The organism is Parafrankia sp. BMG5.11 (genome assembly GCF_004337455.1).
The window spans coordinates 257,173-281,232 of the sequence record NZ_SJXI01000013.1; the positions used below are offsets into that span (position 1 = coordinate 257,173).

A 24,060-nucleotide genomic window follows, 5' to 3' on the forward strand; every position below is an offset into this window, starting at 1 on the left:
ACCGCTCAACGGCAGGCGCCGACCCTGCGCGCCTCGGCAGAAAACTGGAACGGCAGCCCATCGGCGATGCCCTGACTGTCGATCTGCACCAGGCTGGTCGTTTCCTGCCGCACGCTGGTGCGCCCGTAGCCATTCCCGCGGCAGGTGTATTGCACCGTCACCACTTTCGCGCCGTCTTCCACTACGAACCGGCTGCACCCGCTTTGCCCGTGCTGAAGCTGGATCAGTTCACGCCCGGTGCGCACGCATACGCGGCGCGCCGGCGCGCCGTCCCGGAAACGAATTTCCCACTGCCCGTCGTTGAGCGCGCTCAACATCGCCAGGGACGGCGCTTGTGCGATCGCGGGCGTGATCAAGCCGCTGGCATAGACGATCCCCGCGGCGATCGCGGCGGATCGCAGACCGGTCACGGTCTTCAGTCGCATTGAAAAAACTCCATCATGCGCCCGAGAGTCTGCCGACTCGCGCAGTTGTATCACAGAACCGCATCTGCGTTAAGACGTTCCGCCGCATCGACGAACCGTTAGCCCTGCGTTGGCGCAAGATCGATCGGAAACGCACGCGAGCAGAACGCGCAGTCCACCACAATGACCCCGTTCTCGTCTCCCATGGCTAGCTGCTCGTCCTCGGGAAAGCGCGAAAGGACGGCGCGATAGTGTTCGGTCGAGCAGCGGCATCCGCGGGACACGTGCGCGCCCACCTCGACGCGCACCTGCTGCTCTTCATGGAACAACCGCCAGACAAGCGCCTCGAGCGACAGATCGCGGTCGATCAGTTCGTCGTGCCGGGTGCTGCCGGCGAGTACAGCGACGTGCTCCCACTCAGGATGGTCCAGGCGCACGTGCAACCGCTCGCGCCCTTCCTCGCCCTCCGCCAGATGCTGCACCAGCAGGCCGCCAGCCACCGTGCCCGCGGTTCCCGAACGCACCGCGGTGCGGATCAGTGTCGGCAATTGTTCGGACTGACTGAAGTAGCTTTCGACCGCTTCGCCCAGCGTCGCTCCTTCAAGCGGAACGATCCCCTGATACCGACCGCCGGCCTTGGGCAAATCGAACGTGACCGCGAGATAGCCCTTTCCGAACAGGGCGGTGAGCGACGGGTTGGCGCCGAGTGCGTCCAGGCGTTCGGCATCGAAATCGACATAGCCGCGCAGGCTTCCACCCTGCCAGTCGCAGACGAGCAGCCGCACGACGCCGCCGTCGGTCTGGGCCTGCATCGTCAGCTGGCCGCCGTCGCCGTCCTCGCCTCCGTCCTTGAGCAGGCCTCCGACGAGCGTGGTGATCACCAGTGCTTCGGCCAGCAAGTGCGTGATCGCGGGTGGATAGGCGTGCGCGGACAGGATTTCCTGCAGCGCGCCATCGAGCCGCACCGCCCGTCCGCGCGCGTGGCGCGACGGGAGCGAGAAGCCGAGCAGCTGATCGGCGAACGTTTCCGGGGCTTCAGTCATCGCCGCCATATGGGGGCGGTCAGCCGCGGCGCAATCCGTAGCCCTACAGCTTGCCAGCACACCATAGCAGGACGGACTTCTGCGCGTGGATGCGATTTTCGGCCTCGTCGAACACCACCGAAGCGGGTCCGTCGAACACGTCGGCTGACACTTCCTCGCCGACATGCGCGGGCAGACAGTGGAGGAATTTCGCATCGGCCTTGGCGCAGGCCATCAGCGCAGAGTTGACCTGATACGGCGTCATCGCGGCCAGCCTGTCCGCCGCCGAATTTTGTCCCATCGACACCCAGGTGTCGGTCACCACGACGTCCGCCCCGCGCGCGGCCTCGGCGGGATCGCGCGTGAGGGTGATCACCGCGCCTGCCGCGCGAGCCTGTTCGATGAACGCACTGTCCGGGTCGTAGCCTACCGGCGTACCCACCCTGACGTTGAACCCGACCAGTCCCGCCGCCTCCAGTATCGAGTGCAGCACGTTGTTGCCGTCGCCCAGCCAGGCGAGCTCCAGACCGCGGAGTGGCTTGCCCTGCTCCTCGATGGTGAGAAGATCGGCCATGATCTGGCATGGGTGCGACCGGTCGGTGAGCCCGTTGATCACCGGCACGGAGGCGTGGCGGGCCAGCTCCTCGATCTTGGCATGGTCATCGGTGCGGATCATGATCGCATCGACCATCCGGCTCAACACCCGCGCAGTGTCCGCCAGCGATTCGCCGCGGCCGAGTTGAGTCGTGCCGGAATCGAGGATCAGCGCGCTGCCGCCCAGCTGGCGCATCGCCACGTCAAAACTGACGCGCGTGCGGGTGGAGTTCTTCTCGAAGATCATCGCCAGCACGTGACCGGCGAGCGGGGCATCGGCGTCAGCCCTGCCCTTGGGCCACCCTGCCCGGGCAGCCTTGCGCGCGTGCGCATCGGCCAGCATCGTTCCGATCGCATCCGCCCCGGCATCGCCGAGGTCGAGCAAGTGCCGCACGGTCATCACGCCGCTTGCGGCGGATGATAGCTCGCCGCGCCGGCAGAGAGCTTGTCGAAGAATTCGTCGAACTCCGCTTCCCCTGCCACCAGCGGCGGGAGAATGCGCAGCGTGTTGTCGCCGGCCGCCACGGTCAGCAATTGGTGGCGATCGCGCAGGTGCATGTAGAACGGGCGGCTTTCGACCTTCATCCGCAGGCCGAGCATCAGCCCCCTGCCGCGCACGCAGTCGAACAGTTCAGGATAGTTGCCGATGAATTGTTCGAGCCGGCCGCGCAGCCGCTCCCCCTTCTCCCGTACCTCGGCGAGGAACGCCTCGTCACCCACGACATCCAGCACCGCGTTGCCTGCCGCCATGGCCAGCGGATTGCCGCCATAGGTGGACCCGTGGCTGCCGATGACCATTCCGCGCGCGGCCTTCTCGGTCGCCAGGCACGCGCCCAGCGGGAAACCACCGCCTATGCCCTTCGCGGTGGCAAGGATATCGGGTTCGATGCCATATTGCTCGTAGGCGTAGAGCGTGCCTGCGCGGGCCACGCCGCACTGCACCTCGTCGAGGACCAGCATCAGATCGTTGTCGTCCGCCAGCTTGCGCAAGCCCCGCAGAAACGCGTCGGACGCCGGGCGGATGCCGCCCTCGCCCTGGATCGGTTCGACCAGGAAGCCGGCGGTGTGCGGGCCCAACAACGCCTTGGCGCTCTCCAGGTCGTCGAACTCCGCATATTTGAACCCGGCCAGCAGCGGCAGGAAACCCTTGTGCATCTTGTCCTGATTGGACGCACTGATCGTCGCCATCGTGCGTCCATGGAACGCGTTCTTGAAGGTGATGAGTTCGTACTTGTCATCGTTGCCGACGTGTTGGTGATACGCGCGCGCGGTCTTGATCGCGCACTCGACCGCCTCGGCGCCCGAGTTGGTGAAGAACACCGTGTCGGCAAAGGTAAGGTCGACCAGCCGCTGCGCCAGCGCCTCCCCCTGCGGGCTGCCATAGAGGTTCGATACGTGCATCAGCGTTGCCGCCTGGCGCTGGATCGCGCCGATCAGACCTTCGTGGCTGTGGCCCAGCAGGTTGACCGCGATGCCACTGGCGAAGTCGAGATAGCGGGTGCCGTCCTCGTCGATCAGGTGGCAGTGCTCGCCGCGCACGGGCCGCACACCGCTCCGGGGGTAAACGGGCATCAGCGGGGTGATCGACATCGCGTGGGCGTTCCTTCGAATAAGCAAGCAAAACGACAAATGGCGGCCCCGCCGCTGTGGTGGGGGCCGCCATTTGCACCGTTAGAGGTGGGCGAGATCCTGGTCAAACGACCAGGGGTCCGCCGACGATCAGCCCTGGACGGGCACCAGGTTGACCGCCGAGTGCTTGCCTCGTCGATCGACCTCGAGATCGAATTCGTACTTTTCGCCTTCGTTAAGGCCCGAGAGGCCCGAACGTTCGACCGCGCTGATGTGCACGAACGCGTCCGGCTGGCCGTCGTCGCGCACCAGGAAGCCGAAGCCCTTCATCGAATTGAAGAACTTGACCGTGCCGGTCGCCTTTTCGCCGGTCAACTCGCGCCGCGGGGCACCTGCGCCCGCGCCACCACCGAAACCGCCGCGATCGCCGCCCCGGTCGCCGCCACGGTCACCGCGGTCTTCGCGCGGCGGACCACGGTCCGTCACCGGAACGACATCGCCGACGATCTGGAGGTCCTGCGCGGAGATCTTGCCGCCGCGATCGACCAGGTTGAACGCCAGTTCCTGGCCCTCGCCAAGACCGGCAAGCCCGGCCCGCTCGACTGCGCTGATGTGCACGAACACATCCTCGCCACCGCCTTCCTGGGCCACGAAGCCGAAGCCTTTCTGGCTGTTGAAGAACTTTACGGTGCCCTTACCGGTGCCGACGACCTGCGGAGGCATCCGGTTGCCGCCGCCAAAGCCGCCACCACCGCCACCGCCGCCGCCGCCGCCGCCGAAGCTGCGACCACCGCCGCCACCGCCGCCGAAGCCGCCGCTGCGCTGGCCGCCGCCGAAGCCGCCCCGGTCTCCGCCGCCATAGCTGCTGCCACCGCCGCCGAAGCCGCCGCGATCACCGCCGCCGAAACCGCCCCGGTCTCCGCCGCCGAAATCACCGCCGCCACCGCCGCCGAACGGATCGAAGCTGTCTTCGCCAAACCCGTCGCGCTTGTCCTTGCCGCGGCGCCGCCCTTTATCATAACCCATGTCTTGAAACGTACCTTCGCCTGCCTCGCCGCCCGTTTCGCCTATACCCGGCAGGCGCGGACGGAGCGCGCCGGGCCGGATCGGGCGGCTACCAAGGCGGCCGACCTCCCCGTCGATCAAGCGGTCTGCATAGCGCAAGAGTCTCTCTCACGCGAACATTTTAACCGCGCGCCGCCCCGATGCCGCATAATTGTGTCAATTCGGCCAAACCGCGACGCTTGCGCAGAGCCCGGCCTGCCGCCATGAACCCAATCCATGGACCTGATGGCACTACTCTCCGACCCGGCCGCTTGGCTGGCCCTGCTGACCCTGATCGCGCTCGAAGTCGTGCTCGGGATCGACAACCTGATCTTCATCGCGATCCTGTCGAACAAGCTGCCGGAGCATTTGCAGTCCAAGGCGCGCCGGATCGGCCTGGCGCTGGCGCTGATCATGCGCATCGGATTGCTGATGCTGATCGGCTGGCTGGTGACGCTCACCCAGCCACTGCTCGATCTGGGCCTGGTCGGCGCCGCGAACGAATACGGCGAGGCGACCTTCGAAACCGCGTTCTCCGGGCGCGACCTGATCCTCCTGGCGGGCGGACTGTTCCTGCTGTGGAAGGCGACCAAGGAAATCCACCACTCGATGGAGCCGGAAGACAACTCGGGCGACCTCCTCGACAAGACGCCGGGGATCGCCACGGCCGCCAAGGCGACGTTCGGTGCCGTGATCATCCAGATCATCGCCATCGACCTCGTGTTCTCGGTCGATTCGATCCTGACCGCCGTGGGCATGACAGACGAAGTGCCGATCATGGTGACCGCGGTAGTGATCACCGTCGCCATCATGATGGTCGCCGCCGACCCGCTCGCCCGGTTCATCGAACACAATCCGACCCTGGTCATGCTGGCGCTCGCGTTCCTGGTGATGATCGGTCTGGTGCTGATCGCCGATGGGTTCGGCTTCCATGTTCCCAAGGGGTACATCTACGCTGCCATGGGCTTCTCGGTCGGTGTCGAGATGCTCAACATATTCCAGCGGCGCCGGCGTGAGCGGAAGGCACAGGCATGAACCAGTTCCGCCGCCTGTCCGATACGATGCTCGCCAGCCCCCAGATCACCGTCGCCGATGTGGCCGCGGCCAAGGAACAGGGCGTGAAGCTGATCGTCAACAACCGCCCCGAAGGCGAAGGTGATGACCAGACTCCTGGAACCGAGATCAAGGCTGCCGCGCTGGCAGCGGGCATCGATTACCTGGAAATCCCGATCACCCACGCTGGCTTCAGCCATCCGCAGGTCGCGCAACTGGCCGAAGCTCTGGAGCGAGCGGACGGCCCAGTGCTGGGCTACTGCCGTTCGGGCACCCGCTCCACCTTGCTGTGGGCTCTGGCACGCGCGAGCCTTGGCGACGATCCCGAAACGCTGGCCGCGGTAGCCGCCGAAGCCGGCTATGACGTCTCCCCGGTGCGCCCCGCAATGGACGCTCTTACCGCCCGGCGATGAGCGGCCAGCTGCTGCAGTTCGGCGGCTCGCTGCTGGCGATCCTTGCACTCGCCTGGCTGGCGCACCGACTGGGCCTGGGCGGCGACACCCGTATCCGCGACGAGGCGCACTTGCGCGAACTCGCCGAGGAGGCGCTGTGTGGTTTCGATCCCGTCGAGATCGCGCTGGACCGAGCGGGAGTGGGCGGGCTTGCCCGCGACGCGCAAGGGCGCGTCATGCTGCTGCGGCGACACGGAGCACACTTTGCTTCGCGGTTGCTCGACAACCACCTCCACGTCCGGCTTGATCGCCATCTGCTCGAAGTCGGTACCGGCGAACAGCGCTTTGGTCGCGTGATACTGAATCTGGGGGATCAGGCTCCGGCTTGGGCTGCGAGCCTGAGGCGGCTATAAGGGCGTTCTCATGCCCGACTTCTCACCCACCGAATATGCAGTGCCGGGCTTTGTCCTGCTGGTCGTGATCGAGATGATCTGGGCGCGGCGGCTGCGGCGAGAGGCGTACGAACCGCGCGATACCCTGACCAGCCTGGCCTTCGGACTGGGCAGCACGGTGGCAGGATTGCTGACCGGCGGCGCGTTTCTGGCGCTGTTCCTGTGGGCCTGGCAGTTCCGCCTGTTCGACATCGGCTGGCAGTGGTGGGCATGGCCGGTGTGCTTCGTGCTCGATGACCTGGCCTATTACTGGATCCACCGCGCGGGTCACCGCGTGCGGTGGTTCTGGGCGAGCCATGTGAACCATCATTCCAGCCAGCACTACAACCTGTCGACCGCGCTCCGGCAGACCTGGACCGGGTTCCTGACGCTTGGCTTCGCCTTCAAGCTGCCGCTGGTGCTGCTGGGCTTTCACCCCGGGATGATCGCGATCGTCGGAGGGTTCAACCTGATCTACCAGTTCTGGATTCATACCGAGGCGATCGGCCGGATGCCTCGCTGGTTCGAGGCGGTGATGAACACGCCGTCGCACCACCGGGTGCACCATGCGACCAACCCGCGTTATCTCGACCGCAACTATGCCGGCGTGTTCATCGTCTGGGACAAGCTGTTCGGCACTTTCGAGCCCGAAACCGATGACGAGCGCATCCGGTACGGCATCGTCCGGCAGCTCGGCAGCTTCAATCTGCTGAACGCCGTGTTTCACGAATGGATTGGCATCGTCCGCGATGTTCGCCGCGCGCCGTGGCGGCACAAGCTCTCTTATCTGATCCGCGAACCGGGCTGGAGCCACGATGGCAGCCGCGAGACCAGCGGCATGATCCGCGCACGGTGGGAATCCCGCCGCCGATCGGTTGCGCCCCAAAACCCGATTGCGGAACACCACGAGGCTGCCTAACCCTTGCGCTTGAGGGAGAGGGTGAATGCAGGAATTCGACGTCATCGTGATCGGCGGGGGCAGCGGCGGCAGCGCGGTTGCCGGGCGGCTGGCCGAAAGCGGCAAGACCGTGTGCTTGCTGGAGGCTGGCGGCCGCAACAATTCGGTGCGCGTCAAGACGCCGGGGTTCATGCCGTTCATCCCGCAAGGATCGAACTACCGTTACGATACCGTGCCGCAAAAGGGGCTCAACGGGCGGACGGGCTACCAGCCGCGCGGGCGCGGGCTCGGCGGGTCGAGCGCGATCAACGCGATGCTCTATGTTCGCGGCAACGCGTGGGACTATGACAACTGGGCCGCGCAGGGATGCACCGGCTGGGCATACGATGACGTCCTGCCGTATTTCCGGCGTGCCGAAAAAAACGAACGCGGGGCCGATGCTTTCCACGGCGGGGACGGACCGCTTAGCGTGAGCGACCAGCACCATGTCAATGCGGGCAGCGTGGCCTTCGTCGAGGCTGCCACGCAACTGCAGCTGCCGCGCAATGACGATTTCAACGGGTCGAAGCAGGAAGGGTTCGGCCTTTACCAGGTGACGCAAAAGGACGGCGAACGCTGGTCGGCCGCCCGCGCCTATGTCGAGCCGCTGCGCAAGAACCGCAATCTGGATGTCCGCATCGGGGTGACGGTCAAGCGGCTTGAAATCGCCGACGGCCGGGTGACCGGCGCGACCTATCTGGTCGGAGACAAGGAGCGCACGATCCACGCACGGGGCGGAGTCGTGCTCTCTGCCGGCGCGTTCAACAGTCCGCAGATCCTGATGCTTTCGGGCATTGGCCCGGCTGCTCACCTGGCCGAACACGGCATCGAGGTGGTGGCAGACCGCCCCGCGGTGGGCGGCAACCTGCAGGATCATATCGACTACGTGTCGAGCTGGGAAAGCCACGACCGCGGATTCTTCGGCGACAGCCTCGAAGGCACTATCCGCATGGCCAAGGCGGTGCTCGAACATCGCCGCAAGCGCACCGGGATCCTGACCACGCCGTTCGCGGAAGCCGGCGGATTCTGGAAGGTCATGCCCGACGCGCCCGCGCCCGACGTGCAGTGGCACTTCGTCCCGGCCATGCTGGAAGATCACGGCCGCACCAAGGTCAAGGGACACGGCTTTTCGCTGCATGCCTGTGTCCTGCGTCCGGAAAGCCGCGGGACCGTGCGCCTAGGCAGCGGCGATCCGCGCGCGGCGCCGGTCATCGATCCGAATTTCCTGGACAGCGAACGCGACATGGAGGTGCTGCGGGCAGGCGTACGGGTGTCGCACCGCATCGTGGAGGCGCCGGCGATGCAGGCTTTCCAGCCGCGCGATCGCTACCCGATCGACCTGAACGATGATGCGGCGCTCGACACGCTGATCCGCAATCGCGCCGATACCGTCTATCACCCGGTCGGCACCTGCCGCATGGGTGCCGACGACGAGGCGGTGGTCGACCCCACGCTGAAAGCGCGCGGGATCGACGGGCTGTGGATTGCGGACGCTTCGATCATGCCGCAGCTGGTATCGGGCAACACCAATGCGCCAAGCATCATGATCGGCGAACGCTGTGCCGACTTCGTGAAGACCGCGCTCGCAGCCTGAAGCCAGCCCGACGCCCCCTGGCATCGCGGACAAAAAATGGGCCGGAGGATAAGCTCCGGCCCGTGTGAAGGCGGTGTTCGCAGGAGGAACATCGGATGGCGAAGCCGGAGTAAAGGAGAGGAAGCCCCGGCTTCGCCAAACTGGTGGATTAGTTGTAGGCGCGCTCTCCATGCTCGCCGATGTCGAGGCCGTCATATTCGACTTCGGGCGATACCCTGAGGCCGGTGACCAGCTTGGCGATGGTCAGCGCGATCACGGTGCCAATCGCCGCCCAGACGATGGTCATGCCGACCGCCTGCACCTGCACCAGCGTCTGCGCGCCGATGCCGACCGAACCGTCGCCCGGTCCGCCGAACAGCGGATCGTGGAGGATGCCGGTGCCGATCGCGCCGATGATCCCGCCGACCCCATGGATGCCGAAAGCGTCCAGCGCGTCGTCGTATCCGAACATCGGCTTGAGCCTGGACACCGCGAAGAAGCAGATCACCGAGGCGACGGCGCCGAGCACGATCGCTCCGAACACCCCGACATTGCCGGCGGCGGGCGTGACTGCGACCAGCCCGGCGATGACGCCCGAGCAGAAGCCCAGGGTCGATCCCTTGTGGCCCACTGCCCGCTCGGTCAGCATCCAGAACAGCGCGGCCGAAGCGGTGGCGACGAAGGTGTTGATCATCGCCAGGCCGGCGGTGCCGTCCGCTTCCAGTTCCGAGCCGGCATTGAAGCCGAACCAGCCCACCCACAGCAGCCCGGTGCCGACCATCGTAAGGGTCAGCGAGTGCGGCGGCATAGGCTCGGCCGGATAGCCCTTGCGCTTCCCCAGCATCATCGCGGCCACCAGCGCCGAGACGCCGGCGTTGATGTGCACCACGGTGCCGCCAGCGAAATCGAGCGCGCCCATCTCGAAGAACAGGCCGCCGCCCGCCCACACCATGTGCGCGATCGGGAAATAGACGATGGTGAGCCAGATCGCGGTGAAGACCATCACCGCCGAAAACTTGATCCGCTCGACGGTCGCGCCCAGCACCAGCGCAGCGGTGATCGCGGCAAAGGTCATCTGGAAACTGATGAAGACGTACTCGCTGATCACCTCGTCCGAAAACGTCGCGGCGGTGCTGTCCGAGGTGACACCGGCGAGGAAGAACTTGCCCCACGAGATGAACGCGTTGCCTTCCGGCCCAAAGGCCATGCCATAGCCCCACATCACCCAGATCAGCATCGCCAGACAGGCTGCCGCGCCGATCTGGGTCATCGTCGAAAGCATGTTCTTCGACCGCGTCAGGCCGCCGTAAAACAGCGCGAGGCCCGGCAGGATCATCATCAGCACCAGCACGGTGGAAATCATCATCCAGGCATTGTTGCCCGGATTGGGCACTGCGGCGGCCGCTTCCGCAGCGGCGGGCGCCGCGTCTTGCGCGAAGGCGGCGGTAGCGGCGACCAGCGAACCGCCCGTCACGAGCGCGCCGGTCAGAAATCTACGGATCATCTGGGTTCCCCTCATGGTCCAGGTCGAAAGATCGGGTGAGGCGCCGGTCACAGCGCGGTGTCGCCGGTTTCGCCGGTGCGGATGCGGGTGGCGGAGGCCAAGTCGAGCACGAAGATCTTGCCGTCGCCGATCGCCTCTGTGCGGGCGACCTGCTGGATGGTCTCGACCACCTGAGGCGCGAGCGCATCACTTGTCGCGACCTCGATCTTCACCTTGGGCAGCATGTTGGTCGAATATTCGGCGCCCCGGTAAATCTCGGTCTGCCCCTTTTGCCGGCCGAAGCCCTTGACCTCCGACACGGTCATTCCCGCAATCCCGATCGCGGAGAGCGCCTCGCGCACCTCGTCGAGCTTGAACGGCTTGATCACGGCGATGATGTATTTCACGCCTTGCCTCCCTGCTGCCGCCGGACGCGAAAGTCCGGCATTGCTAGCTCAGCAAAAGCCGTGCCAGTTTGCTGAGCTAGACAGAGAAGGTTGTCAGCAGCACCCAAAATGCCCGTAAAACGGGCAGGCGCCTATTTGTCGGGCAATTCCAGCGTGGCCCACACCGGCAAGTGGTCCGATGCCTTCGCCGCCAAAGCGCTATGATGCACGCCTTGCGCGATCACGCGCCACCGGGTGCAGGCGACGATCCGGTCGAGCTGCGCGACCGGGTTATGAGCTGGAAAGCTGCGGCCGGGCACCAGCGAGTGCCAGCCATGCGTCAACTCTCGCATGGCGCCAGTGCCTGCACCCCACTGATTGAAGTCCCCCATCAGCACTGTCGGGCACGCCTCAGCGCAGCCATCCACGTGCTTCAGCACCGCGCGAATCTGGTCGCGCCGGCGCAGGCCTGACAGGTCGAGGTGCACGCCCACCGCCCGCAGGCGCACGCCTTCGACCATGAAGTCGCCGCGCACGGCACCGCGCGGCTCGAGCCGCGGCAGTTCGACCGCATGGGCTTCCAGCGCCTGGAACTTGCGCCGCACCAGCAAGGCGTTGCCGTGCCAGCCTAGGCTTTGCGGGCGCTGCGCCACCGGCAGGGCCTGCCACGGGGTGTCGTCAAGCGCGGTGCGTTCGATCACGCTGGTGCGAGCGCCGAAGCGGCGATCACATTCCTGCAGGGCGATCACGTCAGCATCGAGTTCGCGCAGCACGGCCAGGATGCGGTCGGCATCACGCCGCCCGTCCTTCCCCACGCCCTTGTGGATATTGTAACTGGCGAATGTCAGCTGCACGTGTCGGATGGAACGCCGCGATGCCGGGATCGGTCCCGTCAGCGCATCAGCCCGCCGATGAGATTGCGCACGAACCGTCCGACGTACGGCCCGGCAAGGTCGGTCGCGATCGACCCGGCGGCCGAGCTGGCAGCAGTCTTCATAGGGCTGGCGCGCGATTTTTTCCCGAGGATCGCGCCGGCAGCGATCGACGCGCCCGATCCCATCGCCGCGCCCGCCGCGCGCTTGGCCGCCTTGCCCCAGATGCCTGTGTGAAGCCGTTCGCGCTGGCCGACTTTTTCGCGGCCGACCCGATCGACCTCGTGCGCGGTTTCGGCGGCATCCTGCGCTTTCTGCGCGAGCACTTCGGCCGCGCTTTCGCGGTCCACCCGCTCGTCGTACTTGCCTGCAAAGGGACTGACCGCCTGGATGATCGCCCGCTCTTTCGGCTCCAGGGACCCCAGCCGGCTGTGTGGCGGCTTGATCAGCGTGCGCTGCACGACGGACGGCGCGCCGTCCTCCAGCAGCGTGGAAACTAGCGCCTCGCCCGTTTTCAGTTCGGTGATCGCCTGCGCCACATCGAGCGCCGGATTGATGCGAAAGGTCTCGGCGGCCGCGCGGATCGCCTTCTGGTCGCGCGGGGTATAGGCGCGCAGGGCATGTTGCACCCGGTTGCCCAGCTGCCCGGCGACTTTCTCTGGAATATCGACCGGGTTCTGAGTGACGAAATAGACGCCGACACCCTTTGACCGGACCAGGCGCACCACCTGTTCGACCTTGTCCTGCAACGCTGCGGGCGCCTCGTCGAACAGCAGGTGCGCCTCGTCAAAGAAGAACACCAGCCGCGGCTTTTCGAGGTCGCCCACCTCGGGCAGTGTCTCGAACAGTTCGGCCAGCAGCCACAGCAGGAACGTGGCGTAGAGCTTGGGGCTCTGCATCAGTTGGTCAGCGGCGAGCACATTGATGACCCCCCGACCGCGGTCGTCAGTGCGGATGAAGTCGACGATCTCCAGCGCCGGTTCGCCGAAAAACTCTGCTCCGCCCTGGCTATCGAGGCTCAGAACCTGGCGCTGGATCGTGCCGACGCTCGGCTTGGTGATGTTGCCGTATCGCGCGGACAACTCGCTGGCATTTTCGCTGGTGTGTGCCAGCATCGCCTGCAGGTCGGGCAGGTCGAGCAGCAGCAGGCCCTGCTCGTCGGCGTACCGAAAGACGATGTCGAGCACGCCCTGCTGGGTGTCGTTGAGGCCGAGCAGCCGGCCGAGCAGCAGCGGCCCCATTTCCGAGATCGTCGTGCGGATCGGATGGCCCTGCCGGCCGAAGAGATCCCAGAACACCACCGGATTATCGGCATAGGCATAATCGCTCATGCCCAGGTCGCGCGCGCGGCCCTCCAGCACGGCGGCGTTCTTGAAGCTCGGCGACCCGGGCAGGGCGATGCCCGCCAGATCGCCCTTCACATCCGCCAGGAACACCGGGACGCCCTCGGCCGAGAAGCTTTCCGCCAATCCCTGTAGCGTCACCGTCTTGCCAGTGCCGGTGGCGCCGGCGATCAGCCCGTGCCGATTGGCGCGCGACAGCTCCAGCACCTGCCGTCCACCGTTGTCGGCAAGCCCGAGGAAAATCTGGCCCATACTCCGGTTGCACTCCCGCTATGCCTGCATGCGCTGTCTGCGCAGCGCGCCGCGGCGCGGTCAAGCTCCCTCGACAGCCGGGCACGACGCGCTAAGGCGTATGGCATGGCGGGGCACGCTCCTTTCGTTTTGCTTGATGACGCACGGACCGGCGGCGCGGCCGACGCACAACTGTTCGAGAACCCGCGCGCGGTGTTCGTCGCGCACCGCCCGGAAGACGTTGCGGCAGTTCTCGAAGCCGCCGATCATGCGCGGCGGCAGGGCGGAACGCTGGCCGGCACCATTGCCTACGAAGCTGGTCTGGCGCTGGAGCCGAAGCTTGCTGCGCTCGCGCTCAAGCGCACCGGCGCCGCCGGGCCGCTGGTATGGCTGGGACTGTTCGACGATCCCCAGAGCATGGCCCCCGAAGAGGTACCGGCGTGGCTGGCCGAGCGCGCGCAAGGCACCGCCTCGCTTGGCCCCCTTGTGCCGCAGCTGTCGGCCGGCGGCTATGGGGCAGCATTTGCCGTGTTGCAGGAGGCGATCCGCGCGGGTGACATCTATCAGGCGAACCTCACCTTTCCGCTCGCGGGCAGTTTTCGCGGCGATCCGCTGGCGATCTATGCCGCACTGCGGAGCCAGGCCCGGGCTGGATACGGCGGTGTGGTGTTCGACGGCCAGCATTGGCTGCTGAGCCTTTCGCCGGAACTGTTTGTCAGCCTTCACGATGGCGCGGCCAAGGCGAAGCCGATGAAGGGTACGCGGCCGCGCTCGCCCGATCCGCAAGCCGACCAGGCGCTGGCGGCGGAACTCGCCACCTCGGCCAAGGACAAGGCCGAGAACCTGATGATCGTCGATCTGATGCGCAACGATCTGTCGCGGGTGGCCGAACCGGGCAGTGTGCACGTCGACGCGCCGTTCGCGGTCGAAAGCTATCCAACGGTCCATCAGATGGTCACCACCGTCCGCGCGCGGCTAGCGGAGGGGCAGGGCGCGATGGATCTGGTGCGCGCGCTGTTTCCCTGCGGATCGATCACCGGCGCGCCCAAGGTTCGCGCGATGGAACTCATCGGCCAAGTCGAGCGGGACGCCCGCGGCCCCTATTGCGGGGCGATCGGGCGCATCGACGCGCGCGGGGACGCGGCGTTCAATGTAGCGATCCGAACCCTGCGGCTGACCGAGATTGAGAACGGTCAGGGCACGGCGGTCCTCGGCGTGGGATCGGCCATCGTCACCGACAGCGAAGCCTTGCCGGAATGGCGTGAAAGCCTGCTTAAGGCCGACTTCGCACGCCGGGCCGCCCCGGGGTGCGACCTGATCGAAACGATGCGCTTTCATCCGGAAGAAGGTGTGCGGCTGCTCGAACTGCACCTTGAACGGATCAAGGCGAGCGCGGCCGAGCTCGGTTTCGCATTCGACCGGCACGCCGCTCGCAACCGGATCCAGGCGCTGTGCTTCGATCTCGACGGTCCCGCCCGGTTGCGGCTGCTGGCGTCGCGCGGTGGAGAGCTGGCGCTTGAGGCGGCACCCCTGCCTCCAGACCTGGCGGAGCCGCTGGCGTGCATCGCGCTGCCGCTGCCGGTGGAACCCGGCGACTGGCGCTTGCGGCACAAGACCACTGACCGCGATTTCTACGACGCCGCGCGCGACGCAGCGCACGAGGCGGGGGCGGCAGAGGCACTGCTGGTGCGCGACGACGGGCTGGTGACGGGGGGCAGTTTCACCAGCGTGTTCGTCGAGCGCGACGGGATGCTGCTCACTCCGTCGCTCGCCTCGGGTCTGCTGCCGGGTGTATTGCGCCGCTCACTGATCGACGAGGGCCGCGCGAGGGAGGCTGACCTGACTTTGAGCGATCTCGAAGGCGGGTTTCTGCTCGGCAACGCGCTGCGCGGCCTGATGGAGGCCAGACTGCTATGATTCCGCTTCTATTCGAAGACGGCGAAGCCCTGGTGATCGACAAGCCCGCGGGCCTGCCGGTCGATCGGCCGCGAGCTGGCGGGCAGTCGCTTGCCGACCACCTGGAGGATTTGCGCCTTGGCTTCCAGCGCGATCCGGCGGCGGTCCACCGGCTCGATACCGACACCTCGGGCTGCCTTCTCCTGGCGCGCAATCCCAAGGCACTGGTGCGCTTCTCGCGTGCGTTCGAGGAACGCAGCGTGGAGAAGCGCTATCTCGGTATTCTGGCCGGCGAAGTGACTGAGGATGAAGGCACGGTCGCGCTGTCGCTGTCCAAGATCAGCTCGGCGGAGAAGGGCTGGCGGATGATCGCGGCGAAGAAGGGCAAGCCGGCGGTCACCCATTGGCGGCGCCTGGTGGTGGCAGGGGGCCGAACGTTGGTCGAATTCCGGCCGGAAACGGGCCGCACGCACCAGATCCGCATCCATGCCCTCGCGGGTCTGGGCGTACCGCTCGCCGGCGATCCGGTATATGGCGACCGGCGCAGTGGTCCGCGCACGATGCTTCACGCCGCCGGCCTGATCGTCCCGCGTGCCGCCAAGACGCCGATCGAGGCGCGCTCGCCGCTGCCGCCCGACTTCGCGCAACTCGGGTTCAGCGATGGCTGAAGTCGACGCGGTCGTGGCGCGGGCGCTCGAGCTGGTCAGCGAAAGCTTCATCGCCGCGAGCGGGCCGGGCGGGCAAAACGTCAACAAGGTGGCGACAGCGGTGCAGCTGCGGTTCAACGTGTTCGCTTTGCGCCTGACGCCGACAGTGTTCACGCGGTTGAAGACCCTGGCCGGCAGCCGCATGACGGCGGCGGGGGAGATCGTCCTGACCGCGCGCCGCTTCCGCACCCAAGAAGCCAACCGCGCCGATGCGCGCGAGCGCCTGGCCGAACTGTTGCGTGACGCCCACGACGCACCGCGCCCGCGGGCCAAGAGCCGGCTCAACCGGGTGGGCAAGGAGGCGCGCATCAAGGAGAAGAAATCGCGCGGGACGGTCAAGGCGAACCGCGGCAAGATCGACTGGTAAGGATTGACTTTGCACGCCGCTTGCACCAATGGCCGCGCCCGACGGGCGGCGCACGTGTGCCGCCTTTGGTATTTCTGGGCCTAGCGCCCGAGCAAGCGAATCAGGAAACCGCGATGGCGAAGTCCGCAACCGTCAAGATCCGGCTGGTGTCGACCGCCGACACCGGCTTCTTCTACGTGACCAAGAAGAATCCGCGCAACCATTCGGAAAAGTTCACCTTCCGTAAGTACGATCCCGTCGCGCGCAAGCACGTCGAGTTCAAGGAAGCCAAGATCAAGTGATCCTGAACGCCCGGAACCGCGCAGGTTCACGGGCAGTTCAACGCTCCGTGCCTAACGACCGGAGCATGATTACCTTGAACAGATTTCCCCACACCACCCTGCGCGCCGCGATTGCCGGCGCGCTGTCCCTGTCTGTCCCTGCCGCGATGCTGGCGATGCCGGCCGCCCCTGTAGCGGCGCAGGCGGGCCAACTCGACCAGGCCGTCGCCGCGCTGCGCGGCATCTCGACGATGACGGCGAATTTCACGCAGACCGACCGCAAGGGCCAGTCCCTGTCCGGTGTGCTGACGCTGAAGCGCCCGGGCAAGATCCGCTTCGATTACCAGAAGAGCGCCAAGATGCTGGTGGTCGCGAACGGCAAGTCGCTCTACCTGATCGATTACGAGGTCAACCAGGTGCAGCGCTGGCCGATCGGCAATTCGCCGCTTGGCGCATTGCTCGACCCCAATCGTGACGTGAAGAAGTACGGCAAGCTGGTTCCGTCGGGCAGCGACAACGTCCTTTCGGTCGAGGTGCGCGACAGCAAACATCCCGAATATGGCGTGATCACCCTGATCTTCACCCGCAACGCCAACGCGCCCGGCGGCTGGCAGCTGACCAACTGGGTCGCGCTCGATGCGCAGAACGGTCGGACCACCGTACGACTGACCAACCAGCGTTACGGAGTGGCGGTTGCTGACAGCGCATTCACCTTCAAGGATCCGCGCCGCTCGACTGGTCGTCGCTAGGCAACGGCTCGGCTTTTCTGCGTGGGAGCTCTGCGACGAGCCGCAAGGCGGCGTTCATCGAGCGGAAAGCCGGTACCGACTACACCAGTGCTTGCAGGACGGTTGGAGGCGGGTTTCCCCCCTGTTGCCCCAGCCTCGTAAGCGACCCGACTGCACAGCGTGACGAACGCTCAAGAGGACCCTCGCGCCAATGCCCCCGGCGCGGGGGTTTTTCTTTGCCTGCACCGCGGTTGCAGCGAGCGGGCACGCTCCCTATCCCGCATTGCATGATCTCCGTCGCCACCTGGAACATCAATTCGGTTCGCCTGCGAATCGATCAGGTCATTCGCATGCTGAGCGAGCAGACCGTGGACGTGCTGTGCCTGCAGGAGATCAAATGCCAGGAGCACCAGTTTCCTGCGCAAGCGCTCGCCGACCTCGGTTATGTCCACCAGGCGGTACACGGGCAAAAAGGATACCACGGCGTCGCCACAGTCAGCAGGCTGCCGCTCCGGGAACTGGGCCGCCATGACTGGCAGGACAATGGCGAGGCGCGTCACGTAGGGGTCGAACTGACCGGCGCGGGCAAGGGCCTGATCATCGAGAACGTCTATATTCCGGCCGGGGGCGATGTGCCGGACCGGGATGTGAACGAGAAGTTTGGCCAGAAGCTCGATTTCCTCGAACGGATGACCTGCTGGGCGGATGGTCTCGATCGGCCGACGCTGATCGTGGGCGATTTCAACGTCGCCCCGCTCGACTGCGACGTTTACGATCACAAAGCATTGATCAAAGTGGTCAGCCATACGCCGATCGAGGTGGAAGCCCTGACCCGCTTCGGCGATGCGCACGGATGGGTCGATATCGGACGCCAGTTCATTCCGGCGCCCGAGCGCAACTACTCCTGGTGGTCCTACCGCTCATGGTGGCGGCAGCGCGACCAGGGACGGCGGCTCGATCACATGTGGGCCAGCCCCGACCTGGCGCGTCAGGCGCGCAGCCACCGCCTGGTCGAGGAGACCCGCCATTGGGACGCGCCCAGCGATCACGTGCCGCTGGTCACGGAGTTCGACCTCTGAGCCAGCCGAGCGCGTCACGCCGGGCGGCACAGGCGGTGGACGCGCTGCGCCACGGCTGGCCGATCGCGCTGGCCTGTGGCCCGGTACTGCTGCCGGCGGAGACCGCGGTCGCCGCAGACGCCGCAGCGGTGCAGATGCTGATCTCCGCCGCGCGCGCCGAGACACTCAAGCTGGTCAACCAGCGCGAGGCGGCCGAACCCCATGCGCCGGTGCTGGTGCGCGGCGCCGAACCGTTCGACCTGAGCGCCGCGCGCGCGTTGGCGGATCCCGCGCTCGACCTCGCCACCCCGCTGAAAGGTCCGTTCAAGGCGGAGCCGCTCGACTGGATAAGCGGCGCAAGCGCCGCCCTGGAACTCGCGCGGATCGCGGGCATCCTGCCGGCTTTCCTGGTCGATCCGCGTCATGCCGGCGAAGCGCAGCCGTTCGCCCCTGACGATCTGCGCGCCCTTGCCGATCCGGCCCGGCTGACCGTCGCTGCCCGTGCGCGTCTTCCCGTGAGTGCCAGCGAGGAGTGTGAGATCGTCGCGTTCCGCAGTGCCGACGATCTGCGCGAGCACGTTGCGCTGGTGTTCGGCCGGGCCCGGTCAGACCGCGCGCCGCTGGTGCGCCTGCATTCCGAATGCCTGACCGGCGACGTTCTGGGGAGCCTCAAATGCGATTGCGGACCGCAGCTCGACGCAGCGCTACATGCCGCCGCCGGCGAGGCGCGGAGCGGCGGCTGGGGGGTGGTGCTGTACTTGCGCCAGGAAGGGCGCGGCATCGGCCTCATCAACAAGCTGCGCGCCTATCGCCTGCAGGACCAGGGGTTCGATACGGTGGACGCGAATCAGCGGCTCGGCCTGCCGGATGACGCGCGCGACTTTCCCGTCGCGGCCCGGATGCTCGACCTGCTCGGCGCGCGCTCGATCCGGCTGATGACGAACAATCCGGCCAAGGTCGCCGCGCTGGAGGCCGCCGGCGTTTCAGTAACCGAGCGGGTGCCGCACCAGCTGCCCGACAATCCGCACAACGCCCGTTACCTTGCGACGAAGCGCGATCGTTCGGGTCACCTGTTGGGGTGAGAAATCACAGCCTGCGGGCGAGCGCCTGCCCCATGCGGACGGTGCCGCCCGGCTTAAGGTCCGGGAGCCACTCCACCCGCCCGGGTTCGAACAAGAGTATCACGGTCGAACCAAGATAGAACCGGCCCATCTCGTCCCCGGCCGATAGCCGCAAGTTTTGAGGAATCGCCTCCTCGATGACCGATCTGCCGTGGGGCGCAACCCGCCCGCTCCAGACGGTTTCCACCCCGGCCACGATCATCGCCCCCACCATGACGCTCGCCATCGTGCCCAGCGGGGTGTCGAACAGGCAGGCAAGCCGTTCGTTGCGCGCGAACAGCCCGTCGACCCCGCCAGCAGTCACTGCGTTGACCGAGAACAGGTCACCGGGGACGTAGCGGGCGCTGCACAAGGTGCCGTCCGCCGGCATGTGGACGCGGTGATAATCCTTGGGCGAGAGGTAGATGGTCACAAACCGCCCGCCTTCGAAACGGTCGGCGGCCTCGGCATTGCCGGCCAGCAACGCGGCCACGGTGTAGTCGCGCCCCTTGGCCTGCACCATCCGCCCGTTGGCGATCGCCCCGATCTCGCTGATGGCGCCATCGGCGGGGCTCAGAACTTGGTCATTGGCATCGGCGAGCGGGCGCGCGCCAGGTTTCAGGGGCCGGGTGAAAAAGGCATTGAAGCTGGGATAGGCCTCGGCGGGCTCGGCCGCTTCGCTCATGTCGACGTCGTACGCGGCGATGAACCGGCGGATCAGCGCGTTCTTGAGCCAGGGAACGGTGCTGTCGGCCAGCCGTCCGGCCAGGCGCGACAGGCCATGCTGGGGCGCCAGATGCTGCGCGCGGACGAAGAAGGAGATGGGGCGAACTCCGTTGCCTGAGGCCAGCCGGTTATGCCGCGCGCGCGGTCAGCGCAACTGGCTGTCCTTGCTGCCCCGGCGGTTGATTGCAGAGTGGCGCACTTCGCTGTCCCGCTCCGCTTGGCACGCCACGCAAGTGCGCACGCCGGACAGGGCTTCGCGGCGGCGCTGCGGGATCGGCTCTCCGCAATCGTCGCAGAACTCCGCGCTCGGCCCGCGCGCCATGCGGGACCGGGCAGCCTCCACCGCATCCTTGACCGTGTCGTCGATCTGGTCCTGCACCGCGCCATCGCGCGTCCAACCGCCTGCCATCGCATACTCCTCGGCCCATGAAACCGGCGAGGCGCACCGCGGGTTCCGTCAGCGTTTCTCGAACGGCTTGAGACCGACGCCCAGGGCGTTGGGGCCAAGGGCCAGTTTATCGCCCGACCAGTCGGCCACGAAAGTGCTCGACCGGCGCACATCCGGTGCGAACCGCGCGTCGTTGCCGGCGATGGTCAGCCCATCGGCGGGGTGCGTCTGGTCTTCGGCTGCGACGGCGATGAAGGCGGAATAGTTCTCCTTGTCGCGTCCCTGGACGAACCAGTTGTTGGTGATCTGGCCGCGTGAGCCTGCGGGCAGGTCGATCATGTAATTGGTCGCCCGGCCCGCCGAATCGTCGAAGCTGTTGGCCGCCACCTGCACCTGTCCCGAGCGGGACTTGAGATAATGCCCGCCGGTCCCGCGCTCGAACCGGCTGCGCGTGACCCGCAGCAGGCCATAGTCGCCGACATAGACCGAATGCGCGCACCCGGACGAATCGTCGCAGTTGCCCAGGCCTGAGAAGGTGCTCTCGTCGATCACGATCGTTCCGCCGGGATCGTTGGCGGTCAGGATGCCCTGCTCGCTGTCGGTGAACCACGACTGCGCCACCGTCAGGTCGCCCTGTTCCAGCCGGATGCCGGCGCCGTTGTGGTCGGGCACGGAGATTCCGCGGAACGTGAGCCCCGAAATGCGCGCCGCCTGACCGCGCAGCACCAGCGCCGCCTTGCCTTCGCAGGCCGTGCCATCGAAGATCGCGGTCCCCGGCTGGCTGGCGGCATAGGTCACCGTGCCGCCTTCCTGCACCGCGCACTGGCGGTACGTGCCGGGCGCGATGGCGATCGTGCCCTGCCCGGTGCCGATGGCGTTCACCGCATCCTGCAAGCGCGCATAGCTGCGCCCCGTCTCCCCGACGGTGAAGTCCTCTCCGCCAGTCTGCGCCAGCACGGCGGCAACGGGGATCGCGGTCACTGCCAGCGCGCCGATGGCGCACAACGCCAGGACCGAAGGGCGGGCGGGCAAGGCGCGGGCGAAGCTGTCCATGTCATCCGGCGTACGGAAAAAGGGTTAATACCGGCCTAATACCCAGCGCGAACGGCGGGCCAAGTCGGCGCACAACAGGTGCAACCTGCCCCTTTGCCCGTCAGTGATCGTGCGCGCGGATCGCGTCGACGAACTCCTGGCCGTAAGCCTCCAGCTTGCGCGCCCCGACCCCGCCGATTTCGGCGAGCTGCGACAAGGTCAGCGGCTTCAGGGACGCCATCTCGCGCAAGGTGGCATCGTGGAAGATCACATAGGGTGGCAACCCGGCGGTGCGGGCAAGATCGCGGCGCACTTCGCGCAGACGCTCGAACAGAGGATCGCCGACCGGGTTCGATTCGCTGCCGCGGCGGCGGGCCTTGCGGGCGGAGGGTGGTGGGACGACGATCTCGACGCTCTGATCGCCTTTCAGGATCGCCTTGGCGTCGCCGCCGAGTTGCAGCCCGCCGTGATCGGTCGCGACCAGCGTCCCGCGGGCCTGCAGGGCGCGGGCGACCGGCTGGAGCAGGCGCGCCTCGTCCTCCCCGACAATGCCGAACACGCTGAGCCGGTCGTGACCGCGCTGCACGATCCGGTCGTCGGCCACCCCGGTGAGCACTTTCTGCAAGTGCCCGAAGCCGAAGCTCTGCCCCGTGCGGTAGGCGGCGCTCAGCACCTTCTGCGCCACCTGGGTGACGTCGGTCACGCCGGGCGCTTCCAGGCAGTTGTCGCAGTTGCCGCACTGGGCCGGAGGGTCCTCTCCGAAATGGCGCAGCAGCACGGCGCGGCGGCAGCCGGCGGTCTCGACCAGCCCGGCGAGGGCATCGAGCCGGGTGCGTTCCGAAGCGCGGCGATCCTCGGGCACTTCGGAGAGCCGCTGGCGGGCCTGCGCGAAGTCGCCCGCGCCCCACAGCATCAGCGTCTGCGCCGGATCGCCGTCGCGCCCGGCGCGGCCCGTTTCCTGATAGAACGCCTCGATCGACTTCGGCACGCCGGCATGGGCGACGAAGCGCACGTCGGGCTTGTCGATCCCCATGCCGAACGCGATCGTGGCGACGATCACCATATCCTCGGAGGCAACGAACGCCGCCTGGTTGGCGGCGCGCACGTCCGGCTCAAGCCCGGCATGGTAGGGGCGCACCTCGCGCCCGCTGGCGGCGGCGATCTGTTCGGCCAGCTTTTCCACCTTCGCGCGAGTCGGGGCGTAGACGATCCCCGGCCCGGGTTCGCTGCGCATGAGGTCGGCCACCTGGCGCACCGGATTGTCCCGGTGCGTGATGCGATAGCGGATGTTCGGCCGATCGAACCCGGCGACGATCATCCCTTCTTCCGGGATGCCCAGCTGGCGGAGGATGTCGCCGCGGGTGTGCGCATCGGCGGTCGCGGTCAGCGCCAGGCGCGGCACGCCCGGGAAGGCGTCCATCAGCGGGCGCAACAGGCGGTAGTCGGGGCGGAAGTCATGCCCCCATTCCGACACGCAGTGCGCCTCGTCGATCGCGAACAGCGCCACCTGCGAGGACGACAGCAGGTCGCGAAACCCCGGCTGGCTCGCCCGCTCGGGCGCGACATACAGCAGGTCGAGGGTGCCCGCGCGGAACGCGTCCAGCGTTTCACGCCAGTCAGCATCGGCGCTGGTGAGGGTGGCGGCGGCGATGCCATTTGCCCGCGCCGACCGCAGCTGGTCGTGCATCAGCGCGATCAGCGGGCTGACCACCACGCACGTGCCCGGCAGCATGGTGGCGGGCAGCTGGTAAGTCAGCGACTTGCCCGCGCCGGTCGGCATGACCGCAAGCGTCGAACGCCCGCCGAGCACGCGATCGATCACCTGGGGCTGCACCCCGCGAAAATCGTCGAACCCGAACAGCTCGCGCAACCGCGCGCGGGCAGCGGGAAGATCGAGGGATGCGGGCGCGACCGTGGCCATGCGGGGCGCCTTGGCACAGCCGGCCGGCGGAGGAAAATGCCGGAGTGTGGACAGCGAAGATTGCGGCGCGATTGTGGCACGGCTACAGACGCGGCAACCCCAAACTGTGGAGATATGCATCATGAAGAAGTTCGCCCTCGTCCTTGCCCCGCTCACCTTCGCGCTGGCCGCGTGCGGCGGAGCCGACGACGCCTCGACCGAAGCCCAGCCCGACACCGTGGAAATGCCCGCCGATGCGGCGATGACCGGCGTGACTGCCGAGCCCGCCGTGGACCCGAGCGCCAACGCGACCGTCGATGCCGCTGCCACCCCGGCCGCATCCGCCGAGGCAACCACCCCGGCGACCGCCGAGGAAGCTGGCGCCAATGCCGCCGATGTGGCCGCCCGCGCCCAGGCCGCCGCGGCCGCTGCCGACGCGGCAACCGAGACCGCGCCGCAGTAACCTGCGGCTTGCGCCAGCCTGGCGCAAACCACGTGACCCGATGAGCGGGCGAATCGCAGCAGCGATTCGCCCGCTTTTCCTTTTGCGCGATCGCGGTATGG

At 67.1% G+C, this 24,060-nt stretch carries 26 protein-coding genes; 13 read left to right on the forward strand and 13 right to left on the reverse strand.

Annotation, left to right across the window (positions count from 1 at the left end; all coding sequences use genetic code 11):
• Nucleotides 1–5: 5 nt before the first annotated feature.
• The 5 genes from E0504_RS08240 to E0504_RS54075 form a co-directional block, all read right to left on the reverse strand.
• Nucleotides 6–425 (reverse strand): DUF3617 family protein, encoded by a 420-nt coding sequence (locus tag E0504_RS08240; protein ID WP_165938444.1) that lies wholly within the window; start codon nucleotides 423–425, stop codon nucleotides 6–8.
• Between the two features lie 98 nt (nucleotides 426–523).
• Nucleotides 524–1,447, reverse strand: a complete 924-nt coding sequence (locus E0504_RS08245) for an Hsp33 family molecular chaperone HslO (RefSeq protein ID WP_131622896.1) — start codon at nucleotides 1,445–1,447, stop codon at nucleotides 524–526.
• A 43-nt stretch (nucleotides 1,448–1,490) separates the two neighbouring features.
• On the reverse strand, nucleotides 1,491–2,420 hold the full coding sequence (gene argF, locus E0504_RS08250; RefSeq protein ID WP_131622898.1) for an ornithine carbamoyltransferase: 930 nt from the start codon (nucleotides 2,418–2,420) through the stop codon (nucleotides 1,491–1,493).
• Nucleotides 2,420–3,610 carry an aspartate aminotransferase family protein gene (locus tag E0504_RS08255; RefSeq protein ID WP_131622900.1) on the reverse strand — a complete coding sequence of 397 codons (1,191 nt, stop codon included), beginning with the start codon at nucleotides 3,608–3,610 and terminating at the stop codon, nucleotides 2,420–2,422. Before E0504_RS08255 ends, argF begins: the two co-directional genes overlap by 1 nt.
• 129 nt (nucleotides 3,611–3,739) lie before the next feature.
• Nucleotides 3,740–4,615, reverse strand: coding sequence for a cold-shock protein (locus E0504_RS54075; RefSeq protein ID WP_131623089.1), 876 nt, complete (start codon nucleotides 4,613–4,615; stop codon nucleotides 3,740–3,742).
• 255 nt (nucleotides 4,616–4,870) lie between these two features.
• Between E0504_RS54075 and E0504_RS08265 the strand changes: the two genes are divergently transcribed.
• Genes E0504_RS08265 through E0504_RS08285 form a run of 5 tightly spaced genes read left to right on the forward strand, consistent with a single transcriptional unit; the run spans nucleotide 4,871 to nucleotide 9,040 of the window.
• On the forward strand, nucleotides 4,871–5,668 hold the full coding sequence (locus E0504_RS08265; RefSeq protein WP_131622902.1) for a TerC family protein: 798 nt from the start codon (nucleotides 4,871–4,873) through the stop codon (nucleotides 5,666–5,668).
• The gene (locus tag E0504_RS08270; protein ID WP_131622904.1) at nucleotides 5,665–6,099 is read left to right on the forward strand and encodes a TIGR01244 family sulfur transferase; all 435 of its coding nucleotides are present in this window, start codon (nucleotides 5,665–5,667) and stop codon (nucleotides 6,097–6,099) included. The genes E0504_RS08265 and E0504_RS08270 overlap by 4 nt, the downstream gene beginning before the upstream one ends.
• Nucleotides 6,096–6,491, forward strand: coding sequence for a hypothetical protein (locus E0504_RS08275; protein ID WP_131622906.1), 396 nt, complete (start codon nucleotides 6,096–6,098; stop codon nucleotides 6,489–6,491). Before E0504_RS08270 ends, E0504_RS08275 begins: the two co-directional genes overlap by 4 nt.
• A 10-nt stretch (nucleotides 6,492–6,501) precedes the next feature.
• The gene (locus E0504_RS08280; RefSeq protein ID WP_131622908.1) at nucleotides 6,502–7,428 is read left to right on the forward strand and encodes a sterol desaturase family protein; all 927 of its coding nucleotides are present in this window, start codon (nucleotides 6,502–6,504) and stop codon (nucleotides 7,426–7,428) included.
• 25 nt (nucleotides 7,429–7,453) lie between these two features.
• Nucleotides 7,454–9,040: a GMC family oxidoreductase gene (locus tag E0504_RS08285; protein ID WP_131622909.1), complete on the forward strand. Its 1,587-nt coding sequence runs from the start codon at nucleotides 7,454–7,456 to the stop codon at nucleotides 9,038–9,040.
• Between the two features lie 148 nt (nucleotides 9,041–9,188).
• Here the strand turns inward: E0504_RS08285 and E0504_RS08290 are convergent, their stop codons facing one another.
• The 4 genes from E0504_RS08290 to E0504_RS08305 all read right to left on the reverse strand — a co-directional run bounded on the left by E0504_RS08290 (nucleotide 9,189) and on the right by E0504_RS08305 (nucleotide 13,355).
• Nucleotides 9,189–10,523 carry an ammonium transporter gene (locus E0504_RS08290; RefSeq protein WP_131622910.1) on the reverse strand — a complete coding sequence of 445 codons (1,335 nt, stop codon included), beginning with the start codon at nucleotides 10,521–10,523 and terminating at the stop codon, nucleotides 9,189–9,191.
• Nucleotides 10,524–10,570: 47 nt separating this feature from the next.
• Nucleotides 10,571–10,909, reverse strand: coding sequence for a P-II family nitrogen regulator (locus tag E0504_RS08295; RefSeq protein ID WP_131622911.1), 339 nt, complete (start codon nucleotides 10,907–10,909; stop codon nucleotides 10,571–10,573).
• 131 nt (nucleotides 10,910–11,040) lie between these two features.
• Complete coding sequence (locus E0504_RS08300; protein WP_131622912.1) at nucleotides 11,041–11,742, reverse strand: endonuclease/exonuclease/phosphatase family protein; 702 nt, start codon at nucleotides 11,740–11,742, stop codon at nucleotides 11,041–11,043.
• A 38-nt stretch (nucleotides 11,743–11,780) separates the two neighbouring features.
• Nucleotides 11,781–13,355, reverse strand: a complete 1,575-nt coding sequence (locus tag E0504_RS08305) for a helicase HerA-like domain-containing protein (RefSeq protein ID WP_131622913.1) — start codon at nucleotides 13,353–13,355, stop codon at nucleotides 11,781–11,783.
• 105 nt (nucleotides 13,356–13,460) lie between these two features.
• Here E0504_RS08305 and pabB point away from each other — a divergent pair, with 105 nt between their 5' ends.
• The 7 genes from pabB (at nucleotide 13,461) to ribA (ending at nucleotide 19,432) form a co-directional block, all read left to right on the forward strand.
• The gene (gene pabB, locus E0504_RS08310) at nucleotides 13,461–15,251 is read left to right on the forward strand and encodes an aminodeoxychorismate synthase component I (protein ID WP_131622914.1); all 1,791 of its coding nucleotides are present in this window, start codon (nucleotides 13,461–13,463) and stop codon (nucleotides 15,249–15,251) included.
• Nucleotides 15,248–15,898, forward strand: a complete 651-nt coding sequence (locus E0504_RS08315) for an RluA family pseudouridine synthase (protein ID WP_131622915.1) — start codon at nucleotides 15,248–15,250, stop codon at nucleotides 15,896–15,898. The genes pabB and E0504_RS08315 overlap by 4 nt, the downstream gene beginning before the upstream one ends.
• Nucleotides 15,891–16,304, forward strand: a complete 414-nt coding sequence (gene arfB / locus E0504_RS08320; RefSeq protein WP_131622916.1) for an alternative ribosome rescue aminoacyl-tRNA hydrolase ArfB — start codon at nucleotides 15,891–15,893, stop codon at nucleotides 16,302–16,304. Before E0504_RS08315 ends, arfB begins: the two co-directional genes overlap by 8 nt.
• 113 nt (nucleotides 16,305–16,417) lie before the next feature.
• Nucleotides 16,418–16,585, forward strand: coding sequence for a 50S ribosomal protein L33 (gene rpmG / locus E0504_RS08325; protein ID WP_131622917.1), 168 nt, complete (start codon nucleotides 16,418–16,420; stop codon nucleotides 16,583–16,585).
• 65 nt (nucleotides 16,586–16,650) lie between these two features.
• The gene (locus tag E0504_RS08330; protein ID WP_131622918.1) at nucleotides 16,651–17,313 is read left to right on the forward strand and encodes an outer membrane lipoprotein carrier protein LolA; all 663 of its coding nucleotides are present in this window, start codon (nucleotides 16,651–16,653) and stop codon (nucleotides 17,311–17,313) included.
• A 266-nt stretch (nucleotides 17,314–17,579) separates the two neighbouring features.
• Nucleotides 17,580–18,371, forward strand: coding sequence for an exodeoxyribonuclease III (locus tag E0504_RS51240; RefSeq protein WP_131622919.1), 792 nt, complete (start codon nucleotides 17,580–17,582; stop codon nucleotides 18,369–18,371).
• Between the two features lie 35 nt (nucleotides 18,372–18,406).
• Nucleotides 18,407–19,432, forward strand: coding sequence for a GTP cyclohydrolase II (gene ribA / locus E0504_RS08340; protein WP_243657460.1), 1,026 nt, complete (start codon nucleotides 18,407–18,409; stop codon nucleotides 19,430–19,432).
• Between the two features lie 4 nt (nucleotides 19,433–19,436).
• On the opposite strand, the gene asd is transcribed toward ribA, so the two are convergent.
• The 4 genes from asd to recQ all read right to left on the reverse strand — a co-directional run bounded on the left by asd (nucleotide 19,437) and on the right by recQ (nucleotide 23,517).
• Nucleotides 19,437–20,135, reverse strand: coding sequence for an archaetidylserine decarboxylase (gene asd, locus E0504_RS08345; RefSeq protein ID WP_207912349.1), 699 nt, complete (start codon nucleotides 20,133–20,135; stop codon nucleotides 19,437–19,439).
• Between the two features lie 186 nt (nucleotides 20,136–20,321).
• The gene (locus E0504_RS08350) at nucleotides 20,322–20,585 is read right to left on the reverse strand and encodes a DksA/TraR family C4-type zinc finger protein (RefSeq protein ID WP_131622925.1); all 264 of its coding nucleotides are present in this window, start codon (nucleotides 20,583–20,585) and stop codon (nucleotides 20,322–20,324) included.
• 48 nt (nucleotides 20,586–20,633) lie between these two features.
• Nucleotides 20,634–21,617, reverse strand: coding sequence for a right-handed parallel beta-helix repeat-containing protein (locus E0504_RS08355; RefSeq protein ID WP_131622927.1), 984 nt, complete (start codon nucleotides 21,615–21,617; stop codon nucleotides 20,634–20,636).
• Nucleotides 21,618–21,717: 100 nt separating this feature from the next.
• A complete protein-coding gene (recQ, locus tag E0504_RS08360; RefSeq protein ID WP_131622929.1) occupies nucleotides 21,718–23,517 on the reverse strand; it encodes a DNA helicase RecQ in 1,800 nt (599 codons plus the stop codon).
• Nucleotides 23,518–23,638: 121 nt separating this feature from the next.
• Between recQ and E0504_RS53405 the strand changes: the two genes are divergently transcribed.
• Complete coding sequence (locus tag E0504_RS53405; protein WP_143252227.1) at nucleotides 23,639–23,959, forward strand: hypothetical protein; 321 nt, start codon at nucleotides 23,639–23,641, stop codon at nucleotides 23,957–23,959.
• Nucleotides 23,960–24,060 lie beyond the last annotated feature (101 nt).